At 70.5% G+C, this 18,156-nt stretch carries 16 protein-coding genes; 8 read left to right on the plus strand and 8 right to left on the minus strand.

Annotation, left to right across the window (positions count from 1 at the left end):
• Positions 1-7: 7 nt before the first annotated feature.
• Positions 8-1,276 carry an Nramp family divalent metal transporter gene (locus KBX34_RS11945; protein WP_210924979.1) on the minus strand — a complete coding sequence of 423 codons (1,269 nt, stop codon included), beginning with the start codon at positions 1,274-1,276 and terminating at the stop codon, positions 8-10.
• A gap of 228 nt (positions 1,277-1,504) precedes the next feature.
• On the opposite strand from KBX34_RS11945, the gene KBX34_RS11950 reads away from it, so the two are divergent.
• From KBX34_RS11950 to KBX34_RS11960, 3 genes are read left to right on the plus strand one after another with little or no spacing between them, the layout of a single operon-like run.
• Positions 1,505-1,912, plus strand: coding sequence for a GntR family transcriptional regulator (locus tag KBX34_RS11950; RefSeq protein ID WP_088947160.1), 408 nt, complete (start codon positions 1,505-1,507; stop codon positions 1,910-1,912).
• Positions 1,913-1,932: 20 nt separating this feature from the next.
• Positions 1,933-2,823 (plus strand): ABC transporter ATP-binding protein, encoded by an 891-nt coding sequence (locus KBX34_RS11955; protein WP_088947159.1) that lies wholly within the window; start codon positions 1,933-1,935, stop codon positions 2,821-2,823.
• Positions 2,820-3,809: an ABC transporter permease gene (locus KBX34_RS11960; RefSeq protein ID WP_210924981.1), complete on the plus strand. Its 990-nt coding sequence runs from the start codon at positions 2,820-2,822 to the stop codon at positions 3,807-3,809. The genes KBX34_RS11955 and KBX34_RS11960 overlap by 4 nt, the downstream gene beginning before the upstream one ends.
• Positions 3,810-3,939: 130 nt before the next feature.
• Here the strand turns inward: KBX34_RS11960 and KBX34_RS11965 are convergent, their stop codons facing one another.
• Both KBX34_RS11965 and KBX34_RS11970 read right to left on the minus strand, forming a co-directional pair.
• Positions 3,940-4,770, minus strand: a complete 831-nt coding sequence (locus KBX34_RS11965; protein WP_210924983.1) for an ABC transporter permease — start codon at positions 4,768-4,770, stop codon at positions 3,940-3,942.
• Positions 4,767-5,738, minus strand: a complete 972-nt coding sequence (locus tag KBX34_RS11970) for an ATP-binding cassette domain-containing protein (RefSeq protein ID WP_210924985.1) — start codon at positions 5,736-5,738, stop codon at positions 4,767-4,769. The genes KBX34_RS11965 and KBX34_RS11970 overlap by 4 nt, the downstream gene beginning before the upstream one ends.
• An 89-nt stretch (positions 5,739-5,827) precedes the next feature.
• On the opposite strand from KBX34_RS11970, the gene KBX34_RS11975 reads away from it, so the two are divergent.
• On the plus strand, positions 5,828-6,172 hold the full coding sequence (locus KBX34_RS11975; protein WP_210924986.1) for a hypothetical protein: 345 nt from the start codon (positions 5,828-5,830) through the stop codon (positions 6,170-6,172).
• A 25-nt stretch (positions 6,173-6,197) separates the two neighbouring features.
• Here KBX34_RS11975 and KBX34_RS11980 read toward each other — a convergent pair whose 3' ends face one another.
• The 5 genes from KBX34_RS11980 to KBX34_RS12000 all read right to left on the minus strand — a co-directional run bounded on the left by KBX34_RS11980 (position 6,198) and on the right by KBX34_RS12000 (position 13,281).
• Complete coding sequence (locus KBX34_RS11980; RefSeq protein ID WP_247671735.1) at positions 6,198-7,403, minus strand: ROK family transcriptional regulator; 1,206 nt, start codon at positions 7,401-7,403, stop codon at positions 6,198-6,200.
• 169 nt (positions 7,404-7,572) lie between these two features.
• On the minus strand, positions 7,573-8,676 hold the full coding sequence (locus KBX34_RS11985) for a sugar-binding protein (protein WP_210924987.1): 1,104 nt from the start codon (positions 8,674-8,676) through the stop codon (positions 7,573-7,575).
• A 52-nt stretch (positions 8,677-8,728) separates the two neighbouring features.
• Complete coding sequence (mmsB, locus tag KBX34_RS11990; RefSeq protein ID WP_210924988.1) at positions 8,729-10,027, minus strand: multiple monosaccharide ABC transporter permease; 1,299 nt, start codon at positions 10,025-10,027, stop codon at positions 8,729-8,731.
• Positions 10,024-11,571: a multiple monosaccharide ABC transporter ATP-binding protein gene (gene mmsA, locus KBX34_RS11995; protein ID WP_099851851.1), complete on the minus strand. Its 1,548-nt coding sequence runs from the start codon at positions 11,569-11,571 to the stop codon at positions 10,024-10,026. The genes mmsB and mmsA overlap by 4 nt, the downstream gene beginning before the upstream one ends.
• Before the next feature lie 531 nt (positions 11,572-12,102).
• A complete protein-coding gene (locus KBX34_RS12000) occupies positions 12,103-13,281 on the minus strand; it encodes an alcohol dehydrogenase catalytic domain-containing protein (RefSeq protein ID WP_210924989.1) in 1,179 nt (392 codons plus the stop codon).
• Between the two features lie 137 nt (positions 13,282-13,418).
• Here KBX34_RS12000 and KBX34_RS12005 point away from each other — a divergent pair, with 137 nt between their 5' ends.
• The 4 genes from KBX34_RS12005 (at position 13,419) to KBX34_RS12020 (ending at position 18,143) form a co-directional block, all read left to right on the plus strand.
• Entirely contained in the window at positions 13,419-14,003 is a 585-nt protein-coding gene (locus tag KBX34_RS12005) for a TetR/AcrR family transcriptional regulator (RefSeq protein ID WP_210924991.1), read from the plus strand.
• A complete protein-coding gene (locus KBX34_RS12010) occupies positions 14,000-14,833 on the plus strand; it encodes an alpha/beta fold hydrolase (protein WP_210924992.1) in 834 nt (277 codons plus the stop codon). Before KBX34_RS12005 ends, KBX34_RS12010 begins: the two co-directional genes overlap by 4 nt.
• Positions 14,834-15,004: 171 nt before the next feature.
• On the plus strand, positions 15,005-16,690 hold the full coding sequence (locus tag KBX34_RS12015) for an ATP-binding cassette domain-containing protein (RefSeq protein ID WP_210924994.1): 1,686 nt from the start codon (positions 15,005-15,007) through the stop codon (positions 16,688-16,690).
• Entirely contained in the window at positions 16,677-18,143 is a 1,467-nt protein-coding gene (locus tag KBX34_RS12020; protein WP_210924996.1) for an aminotransferase class V-fold PLP-dependent enzyme, read from the plus strand. The genes KBX34_RS12015 and KBX34_RS12020 overlap by 14 nt, the downstream gene beginning before the upstream one ends.
• The last annotated feature ends 13 nt before the right edge of the window (positions 18,144-18,156 follow it).

Consider the following 18,156-nt stretch of genomic DNA (forward strand, 5'->3'; position numbering starts at 1 on the left):
GCCAGGGTCAACCGGCGACGACCTGCCAGAGCAGGAAGGCGTTGAGCGCGACCACCAGGACGGCCACCAGGGACGCGGCGGCGGTGGTGAGCGGGTGGTTGACCAGGTTGCCCATCAGGTCGCGTCGGCGGGTGAAGGCGACCACCGGGATCAGCGCGAACGGGATGCCGAAACTCAGGATCACCTGGGACAGCACCAGCGCCTGGGTCGGGTCGAGACCGATGGCGAGCACGGCCAGAGCGGGCAGCAGGGTGACGAGCCGGCGGAGCAGCAGTGGGACCCGCCGCCGCAGGAAGCCCTGCATGATCACCTCCCCGGCGTAGGTGCCGACGCTGGTGGAGGCGAGCCCGGACACCAGCAGGGCGATGGCGAAGCCGAACGCCGCGGCGGTGCCGATGGTCTGGCCGAGCCCGGCGTGCACGCCCTCCAGGCTGTCCGCGCCACCTGGGCCGCCGCCACGGAAGCTCGCGGCGGCGATCAGCAGCATGGCGAGGTTGACCGCGCCGGCGGCGCTCAGGGCGAGCAGCACGTCGGCGCGTTGGCCACGGAACAGGATCCGACGCTCGGTGTCGTCGGTGGCGGGGATGCGGTCGCGGGTCAGCGCGGAGTGCACGTAGATGACGTGCGGCATGACGGTGGCACCGAGGATGCCGGCGGCCAGCAGCACGCTGTCGGTGCCCTGGAGCCGAGGCACCAGGCCGGCCACTGCCGATCCCGGATCGGAGTTGGCCGCGAGCAGGTTCGCCGCGAACGCCAGGACGATCACACCGAGGCCCACCGCGATGGCGATCTCGAAGGCGCGGAATCCGCGCGACCGCAGCGCGAGCACGGCGAACGCGAGGGTGCCGATGATGAGCCCGCCGGGCAGCAGTGGGATGCCGAAGAGCAGGTACAGGGCGACCGCGCCGCCGATCACCTCGGCCAGGTCGGTGGCCATGGCGACCAACTCGGCCTGCACCCACATCACCCGGTTCACCGGCCGGGGCAGCCGCTCCCGGCACAGCTCGGGCAGGCTGCGCCCGGTGGCCAGACCCAGCTTCGCGGTGAGTGTCTGCACCAGCATCGCCATCAGGTTGGCCACGACCACAACCCAGACCAGCAGGTAGCCGTAGCGGGCGCCGGCGGCGGAGTTGGTGGCGAAGTTGCCCGGGTCGACGTACGCCACGGCGGCGACGAACGCGGGGCCGAGCAGGATCAACCGGCCGCGTACCCGCCCACGTGCGCGGGCCACCTGTAGTGGAGTCGCCCTCGACGTCGTCAGCTCGTTGGTGGCCATCGCACACCCTCCCGTCCACACGGATTGCTGCCGGTCCTTTCCCCTCGGGCTGACCCGTCGGTGCCAACCTCTGGCCTGCCGGTGCCACCGCCGTCGACATGCGGGGACATCGCCTGTGACGCGCCGTACCGGAGCGGACACGCCGCGCCGGCCTTGACAGCGCCCCGGCCGCCGATGAAGCTGTCTATTAGTCCTACTGTCGTAGGACAACAGGAAGGATCATCGCGAGTGATCGAGTTCGTACTGGACAGCCGGTCGAAGGTGAACACCTACATGCAGCTCGTGCAGCAGGTGAAACAGGCTCTGCGGGTCGGCCTGCTGACGCCGGGCGACCAGTTGCCGAAGGTTCGGGACGTCGCGCAATCCCTGGCGATCAACCCGAACACGGTGCTGAAGGCATACCGGGAATTAGAGATCGAGGGTCTGGTCGGCGGCCGACCCGGGGTGGGCACGTTCGTCCAGCGCACCCTGGCCGGCGCCTCCCTGCCCAACCAGGCCGAGCTACGCGACGACCTGGTCGCCTGGCTGGACCGGGCGCAGGCCGCCGGCCTCACGGCCGAGGACGTCATCGCCCTGGTGGAGACCACCCTGCGCGCCACCCTCGCCGACGACGTCCCGCGCAAGGAGCACGCATGAGCGGAACGAGAGGACAGAGAATGGACATGGTCTTGGAGGCCGACCGGCTGGGCAAGCGGTACGGCAGCACCTGGGCGTTGCGGGACTGCTCGCTGCACCTGCCGGCCGGTCGGATCGCCGCGCTGGTCGGCCCGAACGGCGCGGGCAAGAGCACCCTGCTGCACCTGGCCGTCGGCCTGCTCAGGCCCGATGCGGGCGCGGTCCGGGTCTTCGGCAGATCCCCGTACGGCGACACGGAGGGCCTGGCCGACATCGGGTTCGTCGCCCAGGACACCCCGCTGTACCGGGACTTCACCGCCGCCGAACTGGTCATCGCCGGCGGCAAGCTGAACAAGCGGTGGGACGCCGCGTTGGCCCGCCAGCGGCTGGCGCAGCTCGGCATCCCACCGGACCGACCGGTCGGCAAACTCTCCGGCGGCCAACGGGCCCAGGTGGCGCTCGCCCTCGCGCTGGCCAAGCAGCCCCGGCTGCTGCTGCTCGACGAGCCGGTGGCCAGCCTCGACCCCCTGGCCCGGCGGGAGTTCCTCCAGTCGTTGATGGGCAGCGTGGCGGACTCCGGCACCACCGTCCTGCTCTCGTCGCACCTGCTGGCCGACCTGGAACGGGTCTGCGACTACCTGATCGTGCTCAACTCTGCCCAGGTGCAGCTCACCGGCACGGTCGACGACCTGGTCGCCGGGCACCGGCACCTGGTCGGCCCTCGGCACGACGGCGGCGTCATCGGGGGCGTCGCCGCCGTGGTCCGGGCCAGCCACACCGACCGGCAGTCCACGCTGCTGGTCCGCACCGACGGCCCGGTCACCGACCCGGCCTGGACGGTCCGCGAGGTGAGCCTGGAGGACGTCGTGCTGGCCTACCTGGCCGACGGCACCACGCAGACCAGTCACAGCGAGTGGGGAGTGGCAGCATGATCTGGCTGACCTGGCGGCAACACCGCAAGCAGGCGTTCTACACCCTGCTGGGGCTCGCGGCGCTCGCCGCTCTGCTGGTGCCGATCGGCCTGGCGATGCGGCACACCTTCGCCGACCTCGGGTTGACGGACTGCGCACGCCAGCTCGCGGACACCAATGTGGCGACGGCGACCCGGGAGGCCTGCGACGCGGGCTTCCGGCGTTTCGGCAACCAGTACGGCAGCCTCAACCTGGTGGCCGTGCTGTTGATCACCCTGCCGGCGCTGGTCGGCCTGTTCTGGGGTGCCCCGCTGGTCGCCCGCGAGGTGGAGCACGGCACGCACCGGTTCGTCTGGACCCAGGGCGTCGGCCGCACCCGCTGGGCTCTGGTGAAGTTCGGGCTGGTGAGCGCGGCCGTGGTGATCCTCGCGGCGGTCTACGGGTTGGGCATGTCGTGGTGGGTCGACCCGCTCACCCAGGCCGCGTACGAGGGCCGGTTCGGCATGATCGTCTTCGACCTGCAGGGCATTGTCCCGATCGGGTACACCCTGTTCGCCGTGGCGCTGGGCGTCTTCGCCGGCACCGTCTGGAAGCGGATGCTGCCCGCCATGGGCATCACCCTCGCCGGGTTCATCGGCGTACGGGCGGCGGTGGAGCTCCTGGCCCGACGGCACTACCAGCCGGCCCGCACCCAGACCTTCCCGATCGAGGGAGAAGGGCCACCGGAGATGAGCCGGGGAGACTGGATCCTCGCCCAGGGCGTCCGGAACCCCGACGGCACGATGATCGCCGAGGGCGGCCGGATCCAGTGCCCGCCGGGTGGCAAGGGGCCGGAGGGCCGGGTCTGCGGTGCGGAACTGGGACTTGAGCCGGGCGCGTACAACTGGCAGTTGTACCAACCGGCGGACCGGTTCTGGCTGTTCCAGGGCATCGAGACGGGCGTCTTCGTCACCCTCGCCGTGCTCCTGCTCTATCTGGCGGTGCGCCGGATCCGCCGGATCGCCTAGCGGGGCGACGGGTGCTCGTCGGGGGGCGGGGGCCTCGACGAGCACCCGTCAGCACAGTCGGATTCCGGCCCGTCGCCAACGGACCGCGCCCCCGGTGGGTCGACCACCGGGGGCGCATTCGTCGAGCGGGTCAGCCGGCCAGTCGCCGGTAGCGGGCGACCGAGAGCGGCAGGAAGACCGCGACCAGGACGACCGGCCAGAGCACCGCCAGCCACGGATAGTGCTGCGCCGCCCACGAGTCACCGCCCCAACCGGGGTTGCCGAACAGCTCGCGGGTCGCGCCGACGGTTGCCGACAGCGGGTTCCAGGCGGCCACCGCACCGAGCCACGCGGGCATGGTGGACGGTGCGACGAACGCGTTGGAGAGGAAGCCGAGCGGAAACTCCAGGGTCTGCACGGCCACCACGGCCGTCTGCCCGCGGGTGACCAGGCCGAGGAAGATGCCGACCCAGATCAGGGCGAAGCGCAGCAGCAGGATCAGTCCCACCGCCGCGAGCGTGGCACCGGCCCCGCCGTGCGCACGCCACCCGATGGCGAGACCGGTCAACAGCAGGACCGCGAGGGTGACCAGGGCGAACAGCATGTCGGCCACGGCCCGGGCCACCAGCGGGGCCAGCGGTGAGACGGGCATCGACCGGAGCCGGTCGGTCACCCCGCGCTCCAGGTCCTCGGCGACGGCGATCGTGGTGAGGCTGATGCCGAACACCATGGTCATCACGTACATGCCGGGCATCAGGAACTCCCGGTAGCTGCCGCCGCCGGGCACCTGCAACGCGCCACCGAACAGGTAGGCGAACATCAGCACGATCAGGATGTTGAAGCCGAGCGAGGCGATCAGCGGGCCGGGATCACGTCGCCACCGGGCCAGGCCGCGCCAGATCAGGGTGCCGCTGTCGGTCAGGAGTGCGGGCCGGCCGGGCGTCAGGTCCACCGCCGGGGCCGGCATGCTCGTCGCGCTCATGCCGCCACCTCCTCGGCGGTCCGGGTCCGGTGCCCGGTGAGGTGCAGGAACACGTCGTCCAGGGTGGGACGGCGCAGCGCGACGTCCGCCACCGGGACGTTCACGGCGTCGAGCGCCCGCAACACGTCGACGAGCGCACCGGCCTGGTGGCCGATTCGGACGCTCACCATCCGCCGGTCCGCGTCGACCGTCGGCTCGCGGTCGGCCACCCGGCGCACCTGGGCGACGGCGGCGGCGAGGTCGGTCGGGGCCGCGACGACCACCTCGATCCGATCGCCGCCGAGCTGGGTCTTGAGGTCGTCCGGGGTGCCCTCGGCGATCACCCGGCCGGCCTCGACCACCGAGATCCGGTCGGCGAGTTGGTCGGCCTCGTCCAGGTGCTGGGTGGTGAGCAGCACTGTGGTGCCGGTGCGCACCAACTCCCGGACCGACTCCCACACCTCGTTGCGGCCACGCGGGTCCAGCCCGGTGGTGGGTTCGTCGAGGAAGAGGACCGCGGGAGCCAGGATCATGCCGGCGGCCAGGTCGAGCCGACGGCGCATGCCCCCCGAGTACGTGCTGACCGGCTGCTCGGCCGCGTCGGCGAGACCGAAGCGTTCCAGCAGCTCGACCGCCCGCTGCCGGGCCCGGCGGCGACCCAGGTGGAACAGCCGGCCGAAGAGCACAAGGTTCTGCCGGCCGCTCAGGGCCTCGTCGAGCGCGGGATGCTGCCCCACCAGCCCGATGCGGTAGCGGACCTGGTCGGGCTGGCGGGTCACGTCGAACCCGGCGACCTCGGCGCGGCCCTCGTCCAACCGCAGCAGGGTGGACAGGATCCGTACCGAGGTGGTCTTGCCGGCCCCGTTCGGGCCGAGCAGGCCGCACACGGTGCCCGGCCGCACCCGCAGGTCGAAGCCGTCCAGCGCGTAGCGGTCCCGATATCGCTTACGCAGCCCTTCCGCCACTATCGCGTCGTCTCTCGTCGTCACAGCGCTCCCCTCCCGCAGGCGTCCAACCGCCGTTACCGTACAACATACGGTAGGGAATACGGGAACGTTGCCTCGATTAGGTTCGGCAGATGACGATCTCCTTGGACGGTCGGCGGTTCCGGGCCTTGGCGGACGTGGTGGCCGGCGAGGTTGGCACGCAGACCGTGTTCGCGTACCACGAGCGGGCCGGCGAGGTGTGGGCCGAGTACGCAGGCGGGTCCATCCGACGTGGCCACCTGGTCGGCACCCGTACGGGCGACCGACTGGACTTCCGGTACGTCCAGCTCAACACCGACGGTCAGACGTCCTCGGGGCACTGCGTCTCGGAGGTGTCGGTGCTGCCCGACGGTCGGGTCCGGCTGCACGAGACCTGGTCGTGGGAGTCCCGGCCGGGCAGCGGCAGCAGCGTGGTGGAGGAGGTGCCGGCTCCCTGACGGTTCACCGACGGGGCAGTCGCGGCTACGCGGGCTCAGTGCTCGCGGCCTGGCCGACGACACCGACGTTGAGCGGGTCGGCCAGGAGCTTGTCGAACGCCAACTCGGCGGCGCCGATCAGGACGGCGTCGCGGCCCAGGGCCGCCGCGCGCAGCCGCAGGTGCTCGCGGGAGGCCGGCAGCGGCATGGTGTCGAGTCGATCGCGTACCACTTCGGCACCCGCGGTGAAGATGTCGCGGAGAGTTCCACCGAACACCACGGCGTCCGGGTTGACCACGTTGACCAGGTTGGCCACACCGAAGCCGAGCCAGTCGGCGACCTGCTCGACCGCCTCCCGGGCGGTCCGGTCCCCTTCGGCGGCCGCGCGCAGCACCTCGGCCACCGCCCCACGGTCGCTCGGGTCCAGGCCCGCGTGCCGCAGCAACGCGGCTTCGGAGATCTCGGTCTCCCAGCAGCCGCGTGAGCCGCAGCCGCAGGGCAGACCGTTCGGGTTGACGACCATGTGGCCGACCTTGCCGCTGTGGCCACGGTGGCCGATGATCAGTCGACCGCCGACGATGATGCCGGCACTGATGCCCCGGTCGCCGTGCAGGTAGATGACGTCGTCGATGCCCACCGCCACACCCCGTACGTGCTCGGCCAGGCCTGCGATGTCGGCCAGGTCACCGGCCACGAAACCCGGGCCGGCGCGGAACTCCGCCGCCAGCGCGGTGCCGAGCGTCTCGTCCACGCCGGCGATCCGGATCCTGCCGTCCGGTTCCCGGGTGGTGTCGGTGACCGCGACCGCGCCGCCGACCAGCAGCGCGTCGGGGGCCACGGAGCGTTCCATGTCACGGACCAGGTCGGCGAGAGGCCCGACGGCGTCGATCGCCGACATGCCACCGGGTCGAGGGATCTCTCGCAGATCGAGGATCTGCCCACCGAGACCGACCCGGGCGGCGCGCAGCCGGTCGGCGTCGATGCTCAGGGCGTGTGCGTAGACCCGGTCGGAGCGCGGGCTGACCACCAGCGAGGGCCTGCCGGCGCGGCGGGCGGTGGTGGGTGCCTCCTCGGTGACCAGTCCGCTGGCCACCAGATCGGCGGCGAGGGCGCCGATGGTGCTGCGGTTGAGGCCGAGCCGACCGGTGAGCTCGGCCCGGGACGTCGGCCCGTGCAGGTGGACGTAGCGCAGCACGGCGCCGAGGTTCTGTCGCCGGATCTCCTCCTGGCTGGCGCCGGGGACGGACGGCAGCGGGGAGTCGGTGTTGCGGCCGACGCCGGCTGGCCTGGACCGGACGGGTGACGCCACGGTCAGACCTCCTTCCGGGTCGGTGCCGGGTGGTGCGGGGCTGTCAGGACGACGATGGGTCCCGGAAGAGGAGATCCGGGACCCATCGGCGTTGCTGCCTACCGTGCGGTGATTACTTGGTGAGCGGCGCGAGCTTCGGGTCGTTGGCGTACGCCTCAGCCGCGTTCGCCTTGGTGACGGCGACCGGCGGGAGCAGGTACGTGTCGACGACCTTGCTGCCGTTGTTGTAGGACTTGGTGTCGTTCACCTGCGGGGCGTTACCGGCCTGGAGAGCCTTGACCATGTTGATGGTCTCCTTCACCAGGTTGCGGGTGTCCTTATTGATCGTCATGTACTGCTCGCCAGCGACGATCGACTTGACCGACTCAACCTCGGAGTCCTGACCGGTGACGACCGGGGTCGGCTTGCCAGCACCCTTGACCGAGGTCAGGATGGCGCGGGCCAGCGTGTCGTTCGGGGAGAGGACGCCGTCCAGCTCCTTGTTGCCGTAGGTCGAGGTCAGCAGCTGGTCCATGCGGGCCTGCGCACCCTCGGCCTTCCAGCCCTGGATGGCGGTCTGCTTGACGTCCTTCTGACCCGAGGCGACGACCACGTTGCCCTTGTCGATCTCCGGCTTGAGCACGTCCATCGCGCCGTTGAAGAAGACACCGGCGTTGTTGTCGTCCGGCGAGCCGGAGAACAGCTCGATGTTGTACGGGCCGTTCGGCTTCTTGGCCTTCATGCCTTCCAGCAGGGCCTGGCCCTGGAGCTGGCCGACCTTGAAGTTGTCGAACGCGACGTAGTAGTCGAGGTCCGGGGTGTTGGTGATCAGCCGGTCGTAGGCGATGACCTTCACGCCGGCCTGGTGGGCCGCCGCGACCTGGGTCGACAGCTGCGCCGCGTCGGTCGCGCCGATGACGATGACCTTGGCACCCTTGGTGACCATGGCGGTGATCTGAGCCTGCTGGTCGGCGACAGTGGTCGACGCGCCGGCGTACTGCACGTCACCCTGGAAGCCGGCCTCCTTGAGGCCGTTGGTGAACAGGTCACCGGCGAGGACCCAGTTCTCCGAGGTCTTGGCCGGGAGGGCCACGCCGATCAGCGAGTTCGCCGCGAAGCCCTTGGCGGCCTCGCCGCCGGAGTCGCTGTCGCCGTCACGGCCGGAGCCGCAGCCGGCGAGGGCCAGCATGGCGGCGGCGCTGATGGCCACCACCGACGTGCCGAAGAATTTACGCATGGTGAGGACTTGCCTTTCTAGATGGTGAGGCGGGTGGAGAGGTCGGTGGCCGTCAGCCGGACACCGCTGCCTTGGCGGGCTCGCGCTCCGCGTCCGGCGGTGAGGCGGGTGGGGCGGAGTCGTCGCGGCGGAAGGGCCGCATCAGGCTCCCGACGATCGAGAAGCGCCCCTGGCTCTTGTTGTAGACGTCGATCGCGACTGCCAGCAGCAGGACCAGGCCCTTGATGATCTGGACGCGGTCGGTGCCGACACCCATGAGCTGGAGGCCGTTGTTGAGCACGGCCATGACGAGACCACCGACGATGGAGCCGCTGATGGTGCCGATACCGCCGGCGACTGCCGCGCCACCGATGAAGACCGCGGCGATGGCGTCCAGCTCCCAGCCGTTGCCGTCCTGCGGACCGGAGGCCGCCGAACGGGCCACGAAGATCATGCCGGCCAGTGCGGCCAGGACGGACATGTTCATCATGACGAAGAAGTTGACCCGCTTGAGCTTCACGCCGGACAGCTCGGCCGCCCGGGAGTTGCCGCCCACCGCGTAGATGTGCCGACCACCGGCAGTGTTGCGGGTGTAGAAGGAGTACGCGATCACCAGGACCAGCAGGATGATGCCGGAGATCGGGAAGCTGGTGCCGACGCGACCGCTGGCGAAGCGCAGCGCCGCGAAGGCGATCACGCCGACCATGATGGCCATCCGCAGGATGGAGATCCACATCGGCGCCGGGTCGGCGTCCATTGCCCGTCGGGTCTTGCGGGCCTGGATCTCGCGCCACACCACCGCCACCGCCGCGACCAGACCGAGCAGCAGCGTGGCGTTGTTGTAGCCGGTGTTCGGACCGAACTCCGGAAGGAAGCCGGAGCCGATTTCCCGGAAGCCCTCCGGCACCGGGACGGTGCTCGCGTTACCGATGAACTGGTTGCCGCCGCGGAACAGCAGCATGCCCGCCAGGGTGACGATGAACGCCGGCACCCCGATGTAGGCCACCCAGAAGCCCTGCCAGGCGCCGATCACCGCGCCGATCGCGAGGCCGAACAGGATGGCGGCGGGCCAGGGCAGATCCCACTCGGTCATCGACTTGGCGACCAGGATGCCCGCGAAGGCGGCGACGGAGCCGACCGACAGGTCGATGTGCCCGGCGACGATCACCATGAGCATGCCGATGGCCAGGATCAGAATGTAGGAATTCTGCTGGAACAGCGCGATCAGGTTGTCCGACCGCAGGGTGAGGCCATCGGTCAGGATCTGGAACAGGACGACGATCGCCACCAGGGTGAAGATCATTCCGAACTGTCGAGCGTTGGAGGTGGTGCCTCCGAACAGGTTCTTCTGAAGGTCCTTCAATCGGCTCATCGTGTGGCCATCTTCTTCGTCGAGGTCATCTGCTTCATGAGGTTTTCCGGGGTGGCGTCCGCCCGGGCGATCTCGCCCGTGATGGCACCTTCGAACACGGTGTAGATGCGGTCGCACAGCCCGATCAGCTCAGGCAGCTCCGAGGAGATGACGATGACGCCCTTCCCCTGGTCGGCGAGCCGCTGGATGATGCCGTAGATCTCGTACTTGGCACCCACGTCGATGCCGCGTGTCGGCTCGTCGAGGATCAGCAGGTCCGGGTCGGTGAACATCCACTTCGCCAGGACGACCTTCTGCTGGTTGCCGCCGGAGAGCTTGGAGACGCTCTCGTCGACCGTCGGGGCCTTGGTCCGCAACTCCTTGCGGTACGACTCGGCCGCCTGGTATTCCTCGACCTCGCTCAGGACGCCGCGGTGCGAAATCTTGGACAGCTTGGCCGCCACCGTCGAGGCCTTGATGTCGTCGAGCAGGTTGAGGCCGATCGCCTTGCGGTCCTCGCTGACGTACGCGAGCCCGTTGTCGATCGCGTCCGCGACCGACTTCAGGACGATCTCCTTGCCGTCCTTGATGATGGTGCCCGACTCGAACACCCCGTACGAGCGGCCGAAGATGCTCATAGCGAGTTCGGTACGGCCCGCGCCCATCAGACCGGCGAAGCCGACGATCTCGCCGCGGCGCACCACGAAGCTCTCGTTCTTGCAGACCTGCCGGTCGGCGGAGATCGGGTGCCGGACGTTCCAGTTGCGAACCTCGAAGAAGACCTCGCCGATCTTCGGCGTGTGGTCCGGGAACCGACTGCTCAGCTCTCGGCCGACCATGCCCCGCACGATCCGGTCCTCGTCGACCCCGTCCGCCTTGACGTCGAGGGTCTCCACGGTCCGGCCGTCGCGCAGGATGGTGATCTGGTCCGCGATCGCCTCGATCTCGTTGAGCTTGTGCGAGATCATGATCGAGGTGATGCCGCGGGAGCGGAACCCACGCAGCAGGTCCAGCAGGTGCTTGGAGTCGGCCTCGTTCAGCGCCGCGGTGGGCTCGTCCAGGATGAGCAGCTTCACGTCCTTGGCGAACGCCTTGGCGATCTCCACGAGCTGCTGCTTGCCGACCCCGATGTCCTTGATCAGGGTGTCCGGGTCCTCTTGCAGACCGACCCGGGCCATCAGGTCCAGCGCCATCCGGTTCGCGGCCTTCCAGTCGATCGCGCCCCGCTTGCGCGGTTCGTTGCCGAGGAAGATGTTCTCGGCGATCGACATTCCGGGAATGAGCGCGAGCTCCTGGTGGATGATCACGATGCCGGCGTTCTCACTGGCCCGGATGTCGGAGAACTTGCTCTCCGACCCCTGGTAGATGATCTGGCCGTCGTAGGTGCCGTGCGGGTAGACCCCACTGAGCACCTTCATCAGGGTGGACTTGCCCGCGCCGTTCTCGCCGCAGATGGCATGGATCTCGCCGGCGCGAACCACCAGGTTGACGTCGGAGAGGGCCTTGACTCCAGGGAACTCCTTGGTGATGGAGCGCATCTCAAGGAGGATGGGCACGTCGCTCATCGCTCGTACCACCTCGCCAACGTCATCGGTTGCCTCCGGAAGGTTGAACCTTCACTTGGTTTTGTTGTTGACGGCAACGTATTGCGGCCAGAGGGTCATCCGCAAGGCGAGGGCCTGTTGAAAATGTAACAATCCGGCAATATAGACGTCACACTGTCTTCGCCCGTCACAGCCGCCCCCGCAGTCACTCCGGGCACCCTCGCGCGCCGGTGGCAACGTTGTCAAATGGCAGCGACGCCGCCGTTGGCTCCAGCCGCCCTTGACAAGCCCCACCACCAGGGGTGATCCACAGCGGCCGGACAAACAACGACCCACCCGCGCGCCCGCCACCATCGAAAGATCTTGATCGGACCGCGACGCCGACGCCTCCTCGGAGCCGCCACGGCGACCCTCGACCAACGGTGTGACCCACGCCTCTACGGATGGCCCGGATCGACGACGGTCGCCGTGACACGCCCGCCACCAGGAGAGGGATCCGCGCCTTAACGCCCATTAAGGCCGATTCGCGGCCGTCGACCGCGATCCGACCGGTCAGCTCGGGCGCAGCACCGCCTTGATCACGCCGTTCTCTCGGCGGTCGAAGCTGCGATAGAAATCGGGAGCGTCGTCAAGGGTGCCGTGGTGGGTGACGATCATGCTGGGCCGCGCTCGGCCCGCAACGACCAGGTCCCGCAGCAGGACGGTGTAGCGGCGGTCGTGGGTGCGACCGAACCGGACCGCCACTCCCTTGCTGAACAGCGCTCCCCACGGCGCGACCAGGTTCTCGTGACCGTCCGCGCCAGGGCCCGGGTGTGGGTCCCGGTCCGGGTACACACCGGCGACCGCGATCGCGCCAGCGGCATTGACCAGTCGGGCCGCGTCGGCGATGACCTGGTTCGGACGCTCCCGCTCGGGGTGCTCCCGGTCACGGGCCTGGAACCCGACCGCGTCGATGACCTTGTCCACCCCGCCCAGCTTCTCCTCGCCGAGCGGCAGCCCGGTCCGGGCCCGGTCGGCGCGGATCTGCTCGACCGGGTCGCCCCGGCGGAAGTCGATCGGCACGGCGCCCATCTCGCCGGCCTTGTCGAGCCGGGCGTCGACACCGTCGACGCAGTACACGACCCGGGCACCCCGGAGCAGCGCCGAGTACGCGCTCAGCAAACCGATGGTGCCGGCGCCGAACACGGCCACCGTGTCACCCGGCTCGACCCCGGCGAGGGTGGCCGCGGCGTGCCACCCGGTGACGAACGCGTCGGCGAGCAGCACGAAGTCGTCCTCGTACGCGTCCCCCGGGTCCCCGGGCACGGGTACGCAGTTGGCGTCGGCCCACGGCACGCGCAGCAGGTCGGCCTGTGCGCCCCGGTACGGACCCATTCCGGCGTAGCCGTACGCCGCGCCCGGCCCCTCGGCACGGGCCCGCAGACAGGCTGCCGAGAGCCCTCGCGCGCACATCACGCACGTCCCGCAGAACAGGTGCGTGGGGATCACCACCCGCGTGCCCGGCCGGACGGTCTGCACCGCGCTGCCGACCTCCTGCACCACACCCAACGGTTCGTGACCCAGCACGAGGCCGGGCTCGGCGCTGGTCCGTCCGTCGTACATGTGCAGGTCGGTGCCGCAGAGGGCGGCGGAGGTGATCCGCACGACCGCGTCGGTCTCCGCCTCCAGCGTCGCGTCGGGCACCTCCCGCACGGCGACGGTCCGGACGCCCGTGTAGACGACGGCTCTCATCCCGGCACTCCTGTTCGGCAGCGGAAGGCCGGTCTTCCCCCGACTGCGCCGTTCATGCCGCTGGAATCGGCAACCGGGTTGGCGGCGGTGCTATCTTAGGTACCCTAAGTTACTTCCTAGCCAGCCAAAGGAACGGCATGCCACGGCAGGGACTGACCAGCGCGCGCGTCGCGGCCGCCGCAGCCGAGCTGGCGGACTCGGTCGGCCTGTCCCGGTTGACCGTCGCGGCCGTCGCCCGGCATTTCGGCGTCTCGGACGCCGCCCTGTACGTGCACGTCCGCAGCCGGGACGCGTTGATCGAGCAGGTCGCGATCCGCGCGGCGGCCGGGTTCGCCGACGCACTCGCGATCGCCGTGGCTGGCCGGGCGGGCCACCAGGCCCTCGTCGGGTTCGCCGACGCCTGGCGCGCGTTCGCCGTCACGCACCCGGGGCAGTACGCCGCGACCCAGCTCCCGTTGCCGGCCGAGGTCGGCACGAGTTCGACGGGGCACCTGCGCCTCATCGAGCTGAGTTACGCGATGCTGCGCGGTTACGGGCTCGACGAGCCCGCTCTGACCGACGCGTTGCGATTCGTCCGCAGCACCCTGCACGGTTTCGTGAGTCTCGAGTCGGCGGACGGCTTCGGGCATCCCCGCGCCGTCGACGCGTCCTGGCACTCGATCCTCGACGCGGTGCACACCACAGTGAGCAACTGGCCGACCGGAACGCGGGAGCAACAGTGACCAGTCACGATCACCATGTCGAGTCGGCCGACGGGACCCGCCTGGTGGTCCGGCGTCTGGGTGCCGGCGACCCCGTCGTCCTCGTGCACGGCTCGGGCGGCGGGCTGCACTCCTGGGCCACTGTCGCGGACGACCTGGCCCACGACCACGAGGTGTGGATGCCGGCCCGGCGCGGCTACGGTCCCAGCGACGTCCCGCCCGGCCCCAAGTCCTTCGCGGAGGAGACCGCCGACCTGACCGCCGTCATCGCGGCGGCCCGCCAGCCCTCCGGCAAGCCGGTCCATCTCGTCGGAGCGTCCTACGGAGCGACAGTGGCGTTGCACACCGCCTCGGCCGATCCGCGCGACGTACGCTCGCTGGCCGTCTTCGAGCCGCCGCTCTTCGCGGCCGGAGCGGAGGTCGCACCCCTGCTCGACGCGTACCGTGCAGCCTTCGAGCGCGACGACGCCGGGGCGATGGCAGCGGCGTTGAACGGCGTGACACGGGTTCCGGCTGAGGTCGTCGCCGCCTTCGCCGCTGCGGCCGGCGACCGGACGCCCGACCCGGTCGAGGCGCGGCGGTCGGCGATCGGTTGGCTGCACGATCTCGAGGCCCTCGCCGGGGACAGCACGGACATCGCCCGGTGGTCCTCGATCACCGTGCCGACTCTCGTGCTGTCCGGCGCCGACACGTGGGAGCCGATGCCCACGACGACGCACACCCTCGCGGCCACGATTCCGGCCGCGCGCCACGTCGTCTGGCCGGGCCAGTCACACTTCGCGACGATGACGGCACCAGCTCTGGTCGCCGACACCCTGCGGCAGTTCTTCGCCGAGATCTCGGCGACCTAGCCGAGACCTCGGGGTCGACGTGACGGCGACCGGTGACCCACCCACCGGCGCGAGGTGGTGGGCCATCACCATCGACTGAGCTGGCGGGGCCGGCACGGTCCACACCGGACGTAGCATCGGCGAGGCACGATATTCAGGCGGACCACCCACCGACCGGATCGGGCACCCGACATGACGACCGAGCAGACCACGTCTCCCCCGCGTACCGGCGTCGGCATCACGGCCACCGGTCTCGGCCGCACCGTCCCAGGCGGCCGCCGCATCCTCGACGACATCTCGCTGACCATCCAGCCCGGCGAGGTCGTCGCCGTCATCGGCGTGAGCGGCGCCGGCAAGACCACCCTGCTGGAGACGCTCGCCCGGGTACGACGGCCGACGACGGGCACCGTGGCACACGACGGGGCCGACGCGGTCCACGCGATCGGCTTCGTGCCCCAGGACGACATCATCCACCGCGAGCTGCCACTGGCCCGGACCCTGCGGTACGCGGCCCGGCTACGCCTCCCATCCGGGACCGGGCCGACCGAGATCAGCGACCGGGTCGCCGAGGTGCTCGCCGAACTGCGGCTCGCCGAGCGGGCCGCGGTGCCGGTGGGCCGGCTCAGCGGCGGTGAGCGCAAGCGCGCCAGCATCGCCGTCGAGCTGCTCGACCGGCCCGGGGTGTTCTTCCTGGACGAGCCCACCTCCGGGCTGGACCCGGCGATCGCCGTGGAGTTGCTCCGGGTGCTGCGCACCCTCGCCGACGCGGGGACCACAGTCGTGCTCACCACCCACCAGATCACCGACGTGGACCACTGCGACCGGGTCGTGGTGCTGACCCGCCAGGGCCGCCTGGCGTTCACCGGCACACCTCCCGCCGCCCGGGAGTTCTTCGGCCTGCGGTCCCTCGCGGAGGTGCATCTGCGCCTCGACGAGGAACCCGACCCGGCCGCCTGGCCCCACCGTTTCGCCGCTCAGCGCGACGCCGGCCCGCCGGTCCGCGCGACCGACCAGTGCGACGTTTCCGCGCCAGCGCCCCGGCGGGTCGGCCGGTTGCGTCAGTGGGCCGTCCTCACCACGCGCAACGCGGAGATCGTCGTCCGCAACCGGCTGACCCTGGCGATCCTGCTCGGTTCGCCGCTGATGGTGCTCGGCATGTTCGCGCTGCTGTTCCGGCCAGGTGCGTTCGACCCGACCCGGCCGAGCCCGACGGTGACCGTGATGATCCTGTTCTGGATCGCGTTCGGCGGCTTCTTCTTCGGGCTGACCTACGGGCTGCTGCAAATCTGCACCGAGTTGCCGATCCTGCGCCGCGAGCGGCTGGCGGGCGTCCGGCTGGCGCCGTACCTGATGGGGAAGGTCGCTGTGCTGCTTCCGCTGCTGGCCCTGGTGGACCTGGCCTTGCTCGGGGTGTTGCGCGGCATCGACCGGCTGCCACCGGTCGGCGGCCGGGACTTCGCCGCCCTGTACGCGACCCTGCTGCTCTCCTCGGCGGCGGCGCTCGCCCTCGGCCTGCTGTGCTCCGCGGCCGTCTCCGACGCGGCCCAGGCGACGCTCATGCTGCCGATGCTCTGCTTCCCGCAGGTGCTGTTCGTCGGCGCGATCCTGCCGGTGCCCGCCATGGCGACCGGCGGTCAGTGGCTCAGCCACGCGATGTCGAACCGGTGGGCGTTCGAGGCCCTTGGGCACACCGCCGGGGTGGAGCAGCTCTGGCGTAACGGTGGTTCCCCGCTCGGCCCGCCGCTGCTCGCCACGTACGGTGACAGCTTCTCCCGGCCGGTGTGGGTCAACTGGCTGGTGCTCGGCGGTTTCGTGCTGCTCTTCCTGTGCGCCACCTGGGCGGTGCTGGCACGACGGGACTCCCGTGGAACGACCTGAGCCGCCGCGCACCTCCCCGACCGCCTTGCCGGGATATGCCGCCACCGGGCGGATCGACGAGCTGCGCGCCACCGAGTACCGCCACCTGGACACGGACGGGCAGGTGTATCTCGACTACGCCGGGGCCGGGGTGGCGGCACAGGCCCAGGTACGCCAACACCACGATCGGCTGCTCGCCGGGCTGTACAGCAATCCCCACTCGGAGAACCCCACCAGCGCGGCGGCAGGTTCCCTGGTGGACTCGGCCCGACGCGCGGTGCTCGACTTCTTCCACGCCGACCCGGCCGAGTACGCGGTCGTCTTCACCCCGAACGCCAGCGGCGCCTGCCGGCTGGTCGGCGAAGCGTACGACTTCGGCCGGGCCTCGTCGCTGGTGCTGACCTGGGACAACCACAACTCGGTCAACGGCATCCGGGAGTACGCCCGGGCGGCCGGCGGGGCCGTGCGTTACGTACCGCTGAGCGGGCCGGAGCTGCGGGTCGCCGAATCGGATCTGACCAGGGTGCTCGACGCCGGTCCGCGCGGGCTGGCCGGACGGTGGGGTCGTCCGGGCCGCCGGGGGTTGTTCGCCTATCCGGCGCAGAGCAACTTCTCCGGCGTGCAGCACCCGCTGAGCTGGGTGGAGTTGGCCCACCAGCACGGGTACGACGTGCTGCTCGACGCCGCCGCCTTCGCGCCGACGAACCGGTTGGACCTCAGCGTCGTCCGGCCGGATTTCGTGTGTCTGAGCTGGTACAAGCTCTTCGGCTATCCCACCGGGGTCGGCGCGCTGCTGGCCCGGCGCGATGCGCTGGCCCGGCTGCGCCGGCCGTGGTTCGCCGGCGGCACGATCCGCGCGGTCAGCGTGCAGGGCGACTGGCACCGGTCGATGGATGACGAGTCTGCGTTCGAGGACGGCACGCTCAACTTCCTGAGCATCCCGGACGTGGAGTTCGGGCTGCGCTGGCTCGACTCGATCGGCGTCGATCTCGTGCACACCCGCGTCGGCCTGCTCACCGAATGGTTGCTGGAGCGGCTGGTCACCCTGCGGCACGACACCGGTGGGCCGCTGGTCCAGGTGTACGGGCCGACGACGGGTGCGGCGCGCGGCGCGACGGTGACCTTCAACCTCCGCCATCCGGACGGCACGCTGGTCGACGAGCGGTTGGTCGCACGGGAAGCCGCAGCGGCCGGCTTTTCCCTGCGTACCGGCTGTTTCTGCAACCCGGGCGCGGGTGAGGGCGCGTTCGGCATCAGGAGGGAGTCGCTGCGGCGGCGGTTGTTGGCGCGGGTCGACACGATCGACCAGTATCTCGCCGCGTTGCGGCTGCCGACGGGCGGCGCGGTCCGCGTCTCGTTCGGACTGGCCTCCACCGCGACCGACGCGGAACGCTTCGTCGCCTTCGTCCAGTCGACCTGGCTGAACCGTGAGGTCGGCGTCGAGGCTGCTCTGCCGCCCCGGCTGCGGTGTTGACCTGACCGACGGC

Origin of the sequence: Micromonospora sp. M61, from assembly GCF_018070245.1 — a bacterium.
In the GTDB taxonomy this organism is placed as follows: Bacteria; Actinomycetota; Actinomycetes; order Mycobacteriales; family Micromonosporaceae; genus Micromonospora; species Micromonospora zamorensis.